Raw genomic sequence first — 12,009 nt, 5'->3', positions numbered from 1 at the left:
ATGGAGTGTGCCGGCAGTTTTTATTTTGATATTTGCTCATCACTATTTAACCGGGAGTTAATTACATAAACACCATTTCATGGATTGATAAATGTTTGAAAGCGGCGTGTTTTCTATAGATTGAGAAGGGGTAATAAAGAGGAAAGCTGTAATAAAATCTCAAACTAAAAACTTTTTTGCTAAAAACACTTGAAAGTCAAAGAAGGTCAATGTATAATAAAAACAGAAAGTCAAAGATAGTCAAAGTCAATAAACCTACTGAGAATTAAAAACTTAAATTTGAAACCCTTTAAGGAGGAGTCGCATATGCATTGTGAAAAATGTCATACAAACGAAGCAAACATTCAATTTCGTGTGAATGTAAATGGCAGACAGCAGGATTTCCATTTGTGCTCCACTTGTTATAAAGAAGAACGCAATAAATTAGGTGCAGCTATGGGAGGTATGAATAATATGGGTGGATTTGCTTTTGATGATTTATTTAAAGCCTTTGGCCAAATGCCAAATTCCATGAATCCCGGATTCCAGCCTAACGCAGGAGGAGCTCCTAAAACCAAGCAGGGCGGCGGAGGCTTCCTTGACCAATTCGGCCGGAACCTTACACAATCCGCACACGCAGGGCTGATTGACCCTGTTATCGGACGTGATGAAGAAGTAAAACGAATTATGGAAATATTAAATAGAAGAAACAAAAACAACCCTGTTCTGATCGGGGAGCCGGGTGTCGGTAAAACTGCGATTGCAGAAGGCCTTGCCTTGAAAATTGCGGAAGGAAAAGTACCGATGAAGCTTCGTTCAAAAGAAGTATATCTATTGGATGTGGCTTCCCTTGTATCAAATACAGGAATCCGCGGGCAATTTGAAGAGCGCATGAAGCAATTGATCGCTGAGCTTCAGGAGAGAAAAAATATCATTTTATTCATCGATGAAATCCACCAGATTGTCGGCGCAGGATCAGCAGAAGGCTCCATGGATGCAGGCAACATCCTTAAACCGGCTCTTGCACGCGGTGAACTGCAGCTTGTGGGTGCGACCACATTGGCTGAATACCGCAAAATCGAGAAGGATGCAGCGCTTGAGCGCCGATTCCAGCCTGTACAGGTAGATGAGCCGACTCCTGGTGAAGCCCTTCAAATTCTTGAAGGCTTGAAAGAACGCTATGAAGCCTATCATCAAGTCACATACAGTGAGGATGCCCTTCGTTCTGCTGTAGAATTGTCTCACCGCTACATCCAGGACCGTTTCCTTCCTGACAAGGCCATCGACCTGATGGATGAGGCAGGATCTAAACTGAACCTGACCATAGAAGGCGGACAAGAAGAGGATATTAAAGAACGTTTGGCACAAATCCACAAAGATAAAGAGCAGGCGCTGAAGGATGAAGCCTATGAAGCAGCAGCCAAGCTCCGCGATGAGGAAGAACAGCTGGAAAAGGCAATGAATAATGGAGGTCCTGCTGCTCGTCCAGAGGTTACAGTCGAGCACATCCAGGAAATCATTGAACAGAAAACCGGCATTCCAGTCGGAAAACTCCAGGAGGACGAGCAGGTCCGCATGAACCGCCTTCAGGAGGAGCTGTCTAAAAAGGTCATCGGCCAGGAAGAAGCGGTTAAAAAGGTCGCCAAAGCCATCCGCCGCAGCCGTGCAGGCCTAAAAGCGAAAACCCGCCCAATCGGTTCCTTCTTATTCGTTGGACCAACTGGTGTCGGTAAGACGGAATTAACCAAAACACTTGCTGAAGAACTATTCGGTTCTAAAGATTCTATGATCCGTCTGGATATGAGTGAGTATATGGAGAAACACAGCGTTTCCAAGCTGATTGGTTCTCCTCCGGGATATGTCGGCCATGAAGAGGCTGGACAGCTGACTGAAAAGGTCCGACGCAAGCCATACAGCATCATTCTCTTGGATGAAGTGGAAAAAGCACATCCAGATGTCATGCACATGTTCCTTCAGATTCTGGAAGACGGACGCTTGACAGACAGCCAGGGACGCACGGTGAACTTTAAGGATACTGTCATCATCATGACAAGCAACGCTGGTTTAGGGGAAAAGAGAAAGGTTATGGGCTTTGGTGCCAGCTCTGCAGTTGAACAGGCGTCCATCCTTCAAGCACTTGGCAGCTACTTCAAGCCGGAGTTCCTGAACCGCTTTGACAGCATCATTGAATTCTCTGAGCTTTCTAAAGAGAATATCCTGCAGATCGTCGATATCATGCTTGGCGAACTGGATCAAACACTCGCAGGACAGGGCTTGTCATTGGAAGTCACACAAGAGGCGAAAGAAAAGATTGCCGAACTTGGCTATCATCCAGCCTTTGGTGCAAGACCACTCCGCCGTGTCATCCAGGAACAGCTGGAGGACGGAATTGCAGACTTTATTTTCGAACAGCCTGAAATTAAAGCTATGAAAGCTGTTGTGGAAGATAATAGGATTGTTGTGACTAAAGAATAATAAAATACATGGAGTGTTTTTGGCTCCCAGCTTAGAAGGCTGCCTGGAAACTTCTCCTGGCAGCCTTTTTTGTTTGGCTCTTTTACTAAAGTTATTTTGAATATAACCCTCTATTGAAAGGTTAGTCTCCACCTTAGAAAAAATAAAATGGGTAAATTTACAGCTTCAATGAATTCTTCTGCTTTCTCAAAGGTAACGAATTGCATTTTTAGCATAAAGCACACGTTCCCGGCAATCCGATAACAAAACTCTACATTTGGAAGGCCTTCAATATACCTTTTGAAGGAAGCATAACCTCCGTTCTTGACCGTTGCTTCAATCATACATTGAATGGGGAATCCCAGCTTATTAGTGCTAAGTAAAATGTCAGGCTGAACCCTAAAAGAATGGGGCTAGGGAGAGGTCCATGAGGGAGAATGCTCCTGATAGCATGTAAAACCTCTAGTGTTTGTTGGAAAGGATTATATAATGCAGACCGCCGGTATTTTAACGACAATGCATGGAGCAGCTGGGTAAAAGGGAACCCCTCTTTTATAATTTTTCCACAGGGGTTTCAGTTGAATTAAATTAGCCTGTGGAGGACTCCACAGGCCTGTTTTATAAAATCGGTGTTTCCCGGAAGGAAAGCGGATGAAGCGCCTTCGTTTCATCGAGATAAATAAAAACATCATATCGGTTCGACATAATGGATGGAACATAATTTCCGTACATCTCATATTCAGGCCTGTACACGACACCGATGGCCCGATGGCCGATTTTACTGCTGAAAAGATGTTTATTCCCTTCTTCAAAGTAGAGGATTTTATCATAAGCTCCTGCCTGGTGCATGGCGTCCTCCCAGCTTCCTTTTTCAGCAGGGGGCACATCAATTACATCGAAATTGACTCCCCATTCTTCAGCCGCTATAACTGTTCCCTGATAGGTCCCAAACCCGACAATAAAGACCTCTTCGGGGGGGTTTTGTTCTCGTATGAGCTGGCCGACATTGATCATGCCCGCGTCCTCCATATCTGTCGCACTGGCATCCCCAACATGGGTATTATGTTCCCAGACAATCGCTTTTCCTTTTGAACCGTAATAATCCATGACCTCATTTAACGCATCGACCATGTGCATATCCCGGATGTTCCAGGATTTTTCGTCATGTACCACCATGGTCCTGTAATAATTCTCTGCATTATAAGTGACCAGGGCATTCACCTGAAGATTCAGGTTCAATTCCTCATGCCTGGGATATAGATGTTTTTTCCGCTGGATGGCCGTCAGCAGTCTGGACACCTCATCGAGGCAGTGTTCAGCATATAACCCCGCGGATACCGCGTATTTTTCATTATTCCTGTTAAAAGGTTCAAAGCAGGTAAAAGCGTGCCTTGCCGCTTCCAGATCAGGGGAATCGATTTCGGTGAGATAATCGATGACCTGCTCCATGGATTCCCACAGGCTGTAAACATCGATTCCGTAAAAACCTACCATGGGATCAGCCTGCCCTGATGCATTATAATCCTTGATCCATTCAATGAGTTCTATGATTTCTTCATTTGCCCACATCCATGCCGGCCAGCGGTCAAACGCTTTCAAAACTTCCCGGGCAGAGGCTGAATCCTTGTCATAGCCCTTAATATAGCGGTTCACCGCCTGACATGCGGGCCAGTCTCCTTCTACTGCGATGAAGGTAAATCCCTTTTCCTTAATAAGTCTCTTGGAGATTTCAGCACGAGTGGTGTAATATTCAGAGGTGCCGTGGGAGGCTTCTCCCAGCAGGACAAACCTGGAATCCTCTACTCTTCTGATTAATTCATCTAAATCATGCGTCCCAGTCAGCGGCCGGGAATGCTCGGCAATGGAACGAACCAGATTATGATTCACATCTTTTCCTCCTTAATCAGTCATCGTTTATACTCCGCGTTATAGGAATTGGCTCCGGCATGTACAGAGAGGAGAGTGTCTGCATAGCCAACCAGCCGGTTCACCAGCTCGTCCGCTATCGAATAGACCAGCTGGAAATGTTCAGGCTCAAAGAGTGCAGGGTCATCGAGGATAACGGTCGTGTTAATGAACATATCCCGGTTGCCGTATAAATTATAATGAACAATCGCTTTACCGGCTGCTCCGCCGGTCCCGGGATCCGTAAACCCCGGTATAAACACATACCATTCCTCTGCCGTTGCAGAGCGGAAATTCTTCGTATAGGTCATCCGCGAGGCAATCTCCTGATTCCTCTTCAGATCTTCCGGATTCAGATCACGGATCGTATGGTCCATTTCACCTGCCGCCTTATCATAAATTTGGGAAATGGGGCCAGTCTCCCTGAAACTCCGGTTTAACGCCGGGAAATAGGGGACTGTCTCCACAGATGTTACATGAATTGCTTATTCATTTCTTCCACTGCCTGGTCGATTTCTTCGCGGGATATGTTGCGTGCTTTTTCGGATCTGCCGTACCCGATTTCTTTTTGATCGCTGTCGAGTCCCCTATAAAGAGTAGTATAAACAGATCCGATTCTGCTAGTCAGACGATTTAACAAGAGGTGCCAGCCTTTTCGCGGAAAACTTGCTTCCGCTTACATAGCCTGAATGACCCTTGGAAATAGTAAATTTAATTTTAAAAAAGGATGTGCTGGTATGAAGGCAATGTGTTCCAGTGAGTATGATCCATTAAAAAAAGTCATTCTTTGTGAGCCTCAATATATGAAGATTAAGGATGTAATTAATGAAACCCAGAAATACTTCGAGGATGAAGGCATTCATATTAAAACGGCCATGGATCAGCACCGGCAGTTTACCGAAGCGTTGAGGAGAGAAGGGATTGAGGTCGTTTTGCTTCCTTCCTCTGAAAGATATCCGGAGCAGGTTTTTACAAGGGATGTGGGATTCACCCTTGGGGAGCGGGTGTTTGTCGCAGAAATGGGGACTGAGATACGGACAGGAGAAGAACAGGTTTTGAAATCATGGCTTCAAAAGGAAAATGTCTCTTATCTGGATTTGACAGGGGACCGTATTGAAGGAGGGGATGTGTTAATCGACCGGAATACCATCTATGTAGGAATAAGCAACAGAACCAAGATTGAGGCGATTGAAAAGCTTAAGAATCATCTCCCGCAGTTTGAGATCGTTCCCATTCCCTTCACCGACACCTATCTGCATCTCGATTGCGTCTTCAATATTATTTCACCAGAAGAGGCTTTAATTTTCCCGGGAGAAATCGACCAGGAACAGCTGAAGCTGCTGGCATCAAGATATGATCTCATTGAAGTCAGCGAAGAGGAGCAGTTTACCCTTGGAACTAATGTACTTTCTATCGGGGGAAAAAGAATTATGACTCTGCCTGTAAACAAGAATGTGAACAGGGAGCTTCGGAAGAGAGGCTATGAACTGATTGAAGTGGATATCACAGAAATTATAAAGTCAGGCGGCGCCTTCCGTTGCTGCACCATGCCGATTGTCCGGGAAAAAGCTGAATAAAGCCGCTCAAAACAGGAATCTATTATAAAGATAGATTCCTGCTCTTTTTTTACTAGCTGGAATATGGCTCTTCTTGTGAAAGGATCTCCCTAATGATTACTAAAATGGGTGAGCTTTGGAGTACAATGGAGAAATCATCCGAAACGAACCAGGCCGTAAGAAACGAAATGGATGACATGAAAAAAGAATCAGAGAGCGCTGCCAGGCTGTCGACTGATGCCGCCCAGTATACCCGGAATGTAGCTTCCTCGTGTGAAGGACAATCAGAGGTGATTGAAGAGGCAGCCGCTTCCTCTGTCTATATGGCGGAGCTTACAGAATCTCTTTTAAAAAAGGCGGGCAAATTTAAAGTGTAAGATAGGTGCATAACGAAAGTATTTACCGGGTATAAGTCATACATTATTTCAGAATAGGGATGATGAAAAATGAGAGATGTAACTCTTTTGAATATCTTTGAACATCATATTGCCCAGAAATACTTAAATCGTTCTGGATTGTCCCATGCTGTAGCGGTCTCCCACCATGCCTATAAGCTGGCCCTCGCGCAAAGGCAGAACGTAGACTTTGCGGCAAAGGCGGGACTGCTTCATGATATCGGCCATTTTACATGGTATAAAAACGGCAAATGGGACTATGATCTGTACAGGAAAAATGATATTCACCCGATAAAAGGAGCAGAAAGGGCCCATAAGCTCCTGATCCGGCTTGGAGAAAATCCAGTAAGTGCCAAAACCATCGCACTGGCCATTTTATTTCATACGGACTCCTTCCTGCCTTCCAATGACATTGTAAGGACGCCCCTGCAGCAGATTGTAAAATGGGCGGATGAAAAGGATGAAGAAGAAGGCGGACTCCATCACTATCGGAAAATCAGCTATGAAAGAGCAAGGGACAGCCTGGAAAAGCTGGATAAGCTGATTGACTCCCATCTTGAACAGGAATCCAAGGCAGAATAATCGTGTTCGTTAAAATGTCCTGGTGTTTTTATTGTTTGGTTATTATATAGGAAGAGAAATAACAAGCATACTATGTCCCTTATGGGAAAAAATAGGTCAAAAGAAATTAAAGGGTGTAATCAATGACCATTCAAATTGCTGAATATAAAGATGAATATAAGAACGATATTGCTGAACTGATTTCTCACATCCAGCAAAACGAATATGGAATTCCCATTACACTGGCGGACCAGCCCGATTTATTTACTATCCCGCAGTTTTACCAGGGTGGCAAAGGAAACTTTTGGGTGGCCCTTCATGAGAAGAAAGTGGTGGGCACAACTGCTGTTCAGGATATTGGACACGATCAGCTTGCCCTCAAGAAGGTGTTTGTAGAAACCGATTATCGCGGAAAAGCATTTGGTACGGCGGCATTGCTGTTGGATAAGGCCATTCATTGGGCAAGGAATCAGGAAGTGAAGGAGATTCTCCTTGGTACCACTGAACAATTCAAAGCAGCCCATCGATTTTATGAAAAGAATGGGTTCAAAGAAATACAGCCTGAAGATCTACCTCCCCATTTTCCAGTATTAAAGGTTGACTCTATATTTTATTCTCTTAAAATAAAGTAATAGATGCGGCGAAAAGCCCCTTCAAAACCGGGGGCTGATCGCTTTTTTATTTGCAGACCGAAAGAAAGCCGGCCGGGAATGATCTGTGTATAATAAAGAGAGGAAATTCATCCTATAAGGAGCTTCTGTTATGCAGCCTATACCTGACCACATAGAAGATGGTCTTCAGATTTTGTTTGTCGGATATAATCCCAGCATCCGGTCTGGAGAAACCGGACACCACTTTGCCAATCCCAATAACCGGTTCTGGAAGCTGCTGTTTGAATCTGGCCTGACAGACCGTAAATATGCCACTGAAGAAGATGGTAAACTGCTTGATAGTGGATATGGCTTTACTAATATTGTGGCCAGGCCAACAAAAGCGGCAGATGAAATAACGAAAGAAGAATATATGGAGGGGCGCAGGGAGCTTAAAGCCAAAATTAGACAATACAAGCCAAGGATTGTATGTTTTGTCGGCAAAGGCGTCTATCTTGAATATACCGGGAGGAAACGGGCTCCATGGGGATTTCAGGAGACCTCAGAAGTTCCTGGTGTTCTCGATTTTGTGGCTCCTTCCTCAAGCGGCCTGGTAAGGATGAAGATAGATGAAATTGCGGGCATATACAGGGAGTTGAAGAATTATCTGCAATCAGCAGATTCATAAACCATTAAAAAACAGAGCGGGGAAACGACTTTGAAATTAATCTCATGGAATGTCAATGGAATACGGGCCTGTGTAAAAAAAGGGTTTCTTGATTATTTTTCAGAAGTGGATGCCGATATTTTCTGCATCCAGGAAACCAAGCTGCAGGAAGGCCAGCTGCTTATGGAGCTGGAGGGCTATCATCAGTACTGGAATTATGCGGAGAAAAAAGGCTATTCCGGTACAGCCGTTTTTACTAAAAAAAAGCCGCTTCGAGCTTCATTCGGCTTTCCTGAAGGAGAAGAGGAGAAGGAAGGCAGGCTGATCACGCTTGAATATGAAGAGTTCTTCCTGGTCAATGTATATACCCCCAATTCCCAAAGGGATTTGGCGAGACTTGGATTCAGGCTCGATTGGGAGGACCGGATGTTTGAATATGTGACACATCTGAATGAAAGTAAACCGGTGATCCTATGCGGTGACCTGAATGTCGCCCACCAGGAGATCGATTTAAAAAACCCCAAGCCCAATAAAGGGAATTCCGGATTTACCGACGAGGAACGTCAGACGATGACCCGCTTCCTCGACTCAGGCTTTGTCGATTCCTACCGGATGCTGTACCCGGATCAGGAAGGGGCCTATACCTGGTGGTCCTACATGAACAAAGTCCGCGAACGAAACATCGGATGGCGGATTGATTATTTTATTGTTTCTGAGAAGCTGGCACCCAGGGTCCAAAAAGCCGAGATTCATTGTAATACCCTGGGAAGTGACCACTGCCCGGTCAAGCTTGGTATAGATCTATAAGAAACGCTGCTGCACGGAAATCCTTCCGTGCAGTTTTTTAGATAGCAGGGACAAGGGAAAGTAAATAAAGATACTAAAGAAACCCTCCCTCTATTTAGCACTTTACAGTTGGCCTCTGTTAGAAAAAGAGGTAAAATGAATTTTATATATTTTTAATTTTTAAAAAAATCCATGTTTGATGGAAAAACCATACGTTTTTTACATATCAGTATTATGGAAATCCATTTTAAAGGAGAATTTACATGAAGGTTTTGGTTAATGATGTGCTAGTGGAGCGAAGCGAGGTCAAGGTCGACATTGAAGACAGGGGATATCAGTTTGGTGATGGAGTATATGAAGTAATCCGGGTATATGACGGTACTCCGTTTGCGATGGAGGAGCATCTTGAGCGTTTTTACAGAAGCGCGAAGGAAATTGAAATTGAGCTCAGCCTGACCATGGAGGAGCTTAAGGGGAAGCTCGAGGAGCTGTTTGCAGCAGGCCCATTTCATGACGGTGGTATTTATGTCCAGCTTTCCCGCGGCGTGGCACCAAGGAAGCATCAGTATGAAGAAGGCATAAAGCCGCAGCTCATTGCCTACCCGGTACCATCTAAAAGACCAGAAAAAGAGCAGCAGGAAGGGGTTTCTGCCATCACCGCGGATGACCTCAGATGGCTGAGATGCGATATCAAGAGCCTGAACCTTCTTTACAATATCATGATTAAGCAGAGAGCCTACACATCAGGGGCTTTTGAGGGAATCCTGATCCGGGACGGATATGTAACTGAAGGGACCTCTTCTAATATCTTTATGATTAAGGATCGGACCATTTATTCTCACCCGGCATCCAACCTGATTTTAAACGGCATCACGAGAATGAAGCTGGCTGCCTTATTTGCCGAAAACGGATGGACCTTCAAAGAACAGGCCTTCACAAAAGAGGAATTGCTTCAGGCAGATGAAGTGTTCATGAGTTCCACGACTGCCGAGGTTGTGCCGATCATCCGAATCGATCAGCAGCCAGTCGGCGATGGAACTCCGGGCGAGCTGACCAAAGCGGTACTTCAAGCATTTTTACAGTCATTGAAAGAAGAGAGAGTACCAAGCGTATAAAGGAAAAAGGCCGGCAGTTCACAGCTGCCGGTCCTTTTGTTTTATCTCACTGAATGAATATAAGAATCTGAAAGCTTCATATAGTTCAGTATTTGGTTCATTTCATCGAGCCTTTTGGCATCTGCCTTCCCTGTTTTCCTGTTAGTTAATGATGTCATCGTTCCTTCATAGTTTGTTTTTCCTGGTTTAAAGGCGTACTCCTGATCGACAAATGTCCCTGTTGGTGCATAAAAGCGGATGCCGGCCAGATTGGTTTTGGCATTGATGAGATCGGTGCCGAAAACGGGTTCCTTTTCGATAGGCAGTCCCAGTAGATTGGCGAGGGTCGGATAAACGTCGATCAGTCCCCCGGCCATGGGCATGGACTTACCGTGTATGCCTGGAACCTTGATCATCAGCGGTACGTTCAGATGATCGAGCGTAGAATCATAGGCCCGGCCGAGCAGGCTTCGGACAAGCTCCGTATCCTTTTTTCCCTTGGATTGAAGACCTTGATGGTCGCCGTATACGGCAATCACGGAAGAATCCCAGAGACCTTCTTTCTTTAGTGCATTTACAAAAAGACCAAACGAATAATCTGCATAGCCTGCCGCCTGTATATAAGATCCGACCGGCGAGCCCTTGAATTTCCTTGGAAGTTCAGGAGTCTTATCCAATTTGCTTTCGGGAAGAAGGTAAGGGAAATGGCTGGACAGGGAAATCACATGCGCATAAAATTTTTCCTTTTTTCCTGCCACTTCTCCCAGCTTTTCTGCTGTTTTTGTATATAACACCTCATCTGAAGCCCCATAGGAGATGGAATCTTCCGCCCCAAAAAAGTCTTTATCGTAAAAGGTGTCAAAACCAAGCGATGCATACAGCTTGTCACGGTTCCAGAAAGATACTGAATTTGTATGGAAAGTGGCTGTTTGATAGCCCTCTTTTTCAAGGAGCCGCGGAAGGCTTGGGATGGACTTTCCTTCTACTGCCTTAGACATGGGAACATCGCCTAAAGGATAGATGGATGTATTGATTAGAAATTCTGCATCCGAGGTGTTGCCTTTGCCAACTTGAGTGTATACATGCGGAAAGTACAAAGATTCTTTCATAAATTGATTCAGATTAGGAGTAATTTCCTTTCCCTGAAGCTTAGAATGAAGCAGGAAATTCTGTATCGATTCCAGCTGGATGATAATCAGATTCTTATTTTTGGCTGCCCCGTTCCACTGACGAGCTGCCGCGCCTGTCACAGGCCGCTGCCTTTTGACCATTTCGGCATCTATATGAGTGTGTCCCATGCCGGCTCCGGCGATGTCGATGCCTGCCTCCATTAATTGGTAGCCGGCTAGGCCGAGGGAGTTGTATTTGTTCAGCTCACTGACCGAGGAAGCAGACTGCTTAAGTCCCAGCAGGATAAAAAGCAGGCAGGCAGAAAGGAGAATAGTGACGGATTTCTTTGAGGTCCTGAATGAAAATCGGTCCAAAAATTTTTTATAAATCGGAAAGAGAAAAAGAAAAAGAAAATCGGAAAATAAAAGAAGATACCGGAGATCAAATAAAGCAAAAATGCCATCTTTGACGGTTCCTGCCTGGTCAAGCTCTGCAAAAGATTTATAAGTGAAAATCGCATTATAAAAATCGTAAAAAAGGAGGGCGGCAAGGCAGTAGAAGGAATACAAAACATTAAACAGCAGCAGCGAGATCACAGACAGACGCCGGTTTAATATGCATAAGCCTAAAATAGCCGCTGACAATAGGGCAGTTTCTGCAAGTATGCCTGTCAGGTAGGCTCGATCCAAAATGGAGAATTTTACATATAAAGATTTCAAGATTAAAGAAAAGAGAAGAAATAATCCAAAAGCAGAGATTTTTCTTTGCATACCGCACCTGCCATTTCATTTGATAATGTCTATTGTTTCCAAAACGATAGGAGTTCAATTCCATTTTTTATGGTTTAAAACACCTCCTGCTGGAGACCATTACAGTATGTAATGGATTTTGGCAATTTTTTATTATAAAGAA

The 12,009-nt window shown here is 44.5% G+C and carries 12 protein-coding genes and 1 pseudogene; 8 read left to right on the top strand and 5 right to left on the bottom strand.

All coding sequences use genetic code 11. The features are described 5' to 3' along the window. Window positions 1-306 precede the first annotated feature (306 nt). Complete coding sequence (locus H539_RS0113725) at window positions 307-2,454, top strand: ATP-dependent Clp protease ATP-binding subunit (RefSeq protein ID WP_026693995.1); 2,148 nt, start codon at window positions 307-309, stop codon at window positions 2,452-2,454. A 111-nt stretch (window positions 2,455-2,565) separates the two neighbouring features. On the opposite strand, the pseudogene H539_RS28535 reads toward H539_RS0113725, so the two are convergent. The 4 genes and pseudogenes from H539_RS28535 to H539_RS31535 form a co-directional block, all read right to left on the bottom strand. Continuing rightward, window positions 2,566-2,801 (bottom strand): annotated as a pseudogene (locus H539_RS28535) (Lrp/AsnC family transcriptional regulator); the annotation flags it as partial. A gap of 250 nt (window positions 2,802-3,051) precedes the next feature. Continuing rightward, window positions 3,052-4,320, bottom strand: a complete 1,269-nt coding sequence (locus H539_RS0113715; protein WP_026693994.1) for an erythromycin esterase family protein — start codon at window positions 4,318-4,320, stop codon at window positions 3,052-3,054. Between the two features lie 20 nt (window positions 4,321-4,340). Beyond that, window positions 4,341-4,649 (bottom strand): hypothetical protein, encoded by a 309-nt coding sequence (locus H539_RS0113710; protein ID WP_425414728.1) that lies wholly within the window; start codon window positions 4,647-4,649, stop codon window positions 4,341-4,343. Between the two features lie 161 nt (window positions 4,650-4,810). Continuing rightward, entirely contained in the window at window positions 4,811-4,978 is a 168-nt protein-coding gene (locus tag H539_RS31535; RefSeq protein WP_155890048.1) for a hypothetical protein, read from the bottom strand. 97 nt (window positions 4,979-5,075) lie between these two features. On the opposite strand from H539_RS31535, the gene H539_RS0113700 reads away from it, so the two are divergent. The 7 genes from H539_RS0113700 (at window position 5,076) to dat (ending at window position 10,008) form a co-directional block, all read left to right on the top strand. Continuing rightward, on the top strand, window positions 5,076-5,915 hold the full coding sequence (locus tag H539_RS0113700) for a dimethylarginine dimethylaminohydrolase family protein (RefSeq protein ID WP_026693992.1): 840 nt from the start codon (window positions 5,076-5,078) through the stop codon (window positions 5,913-5,915). 92 nt (window positions 5,916-6,007) lie between these two features. Beyond that, window positions 6,008-6,271, top strand: coding sequence for a hypothetical protein (locus tag H539_RS0113695; protein ID WP_026693991.1), 264 nt, complete (start codon window positions 6,008-6,010; stop codon window positions 6,269-6,271). A 69-nt stretch (window positions 6,272-6,340) separates the two neighbouring features. Next, window positions 6,341-6,871, top strand: coding sequence for an HD domain-containing protein (locus tag H539_RS0113690; RefSeq protein ID WP_026693990.1), 531 nt, complete (start codon window positions 6,341-6,343; stop codon window positions 6,869-6,871). A 122-nt stretch (window positions 6,872-6,993) separates the two neighbouring features. Further along, window positions 6,994-7,482 (top strand): GNAT family N-acetyltransferase, encoded by a 489-nt coding sequence (locus H539_RS0113685; protein WP_026693989.1) that lies wholly within the window; start codon window positions 6,994-6,996, stop codon window positions 7,480-7,482. Between the two features lie 130 nt (window positions 7,483-7,612). Then, window positions 7,613-8,128, top strand: a complete 516-nt coding sequence (locus tag H539_RS0113680; protein WP_026693988.1) for a mismatch-specific DNA-glycosylase — start codon at window positions 7,613-7,615, stop codon at window positions 8,126-8,128. Window positions 8,129-8,158: 30 nt separating this feature from the next. Continuing rightward, a complete protein-coding gene (locus tag H539_RS0113675; protein ID WP_026693987.1) occupies window positions 8,159-8,914 on the top strand; it encodes an exodeoxyribonuclease III in 756 nt (251 codons plus the stop codon). A gap of 242 nt (window positions 8,915-9,156) precedes the next feature. Beyond that, a complete protein-coding gene (dat, locus tag H539_RS0113670; protein WP_026693986.1) occupies window positions 9,157-10,008 on the top strand; it encodes a D-amino-acid transaminase in 852 nt (283 codons plus the stop codon). Between the two features lie 41 nt (window positions 10,009-10,049). Here dat and H539_RS28530 read toward each other — a convergent pair whose 3' ends face one another. Then, window positions 10,050-11,867 (bottom strand): LTA synthase family protein, encoded by a 1,818-nt coding sequence (locus H539_RS28530; protein ID WP_051348574.1) that lies wholly within the window; start codon window positions 11,865-11,867, stop codon window positions 10,050-10,052. Window positions 11,868-12,009: the final 142 nt, after the last annotated feature.

Source organism: Peribacillus kribbensis DSM 17871, assembly GCF_000430765.1.
In the GTDB taxonomy this organism is placed as follows: Bacteria; Bacillota; Bacilli; order Bacillales; family DSM-1321; genus Paraperibacillus; species Paraperibacillus kribbensis.
The sequence above is the reverse complement of the archived record's forward strand: the minus strand, read 5'-3'. Positions and strand labels throughout refer to the sequence as shown.

Bases quoted from the DNA above. Each gene is read 5' to 3' on its own strand.
- H539_RS0113710 (WP_425414728.1), bottom strand. From the start codon at position 4,649: ATGACCTATACGAAGAATTTCCGCTCTGCAACGGCAGAGGAATGGTAT.
- dat (WP_026693986.1), top strand. From the start codon at position 9,157: ATGAAGGTTTTGGTTAATGATGTGCTAGTGGAGCGAAGCGAGGTCAAG.
- H539_RS0113695 (WP_026693991.1), top strand. From the start codon at position 6,008: ATGATTACTAAAATGGGTGAGCTTTGGAGTACAATGGAGAAATCATCC.
- H539_RS28530 (WP_051348574.1), bottom strand. From the start codon at position 11,867: ATGCAAAGAAAAATCTCTGCTTTTGGATTATTTCTTCTCTTTTCTTTA.
- H539_RS0113690 (WP_026693990.1), top strand. From the start codon at position 6,341: ATGAGAGATGTAACTCTTTTGAATATCTTTGAACATCATATTGCCCAG.
- H539_RS0113685 (WP_026693989.1), top strand. From the start codon at position 6,994: ATGACCATTCAAATTGCTGAATATAAAGATGAATATAAGAACGATATT.
- H539_RS0113700 (WP_026693992.1), top strand. From the start codon at position 5,076: ATGAAGGCAATGTGTTCCAGTGAGTATGATCCATTAAAAAAAGTCATT.
- H539_RS0113680 (WP_026693988.1), top strand. From the start codon at position 7,613: ATGCAGCCTATACCTGACCACATAGAAGATGGTCTTCAGATTTTGTTT.
- H539_RS0113725 (WP_026693995.1), top strand. From the start codon at position 307: ATGCATTGTGAAAAATGTCATACAAACGAAGCAAACATTCAATTTCGT.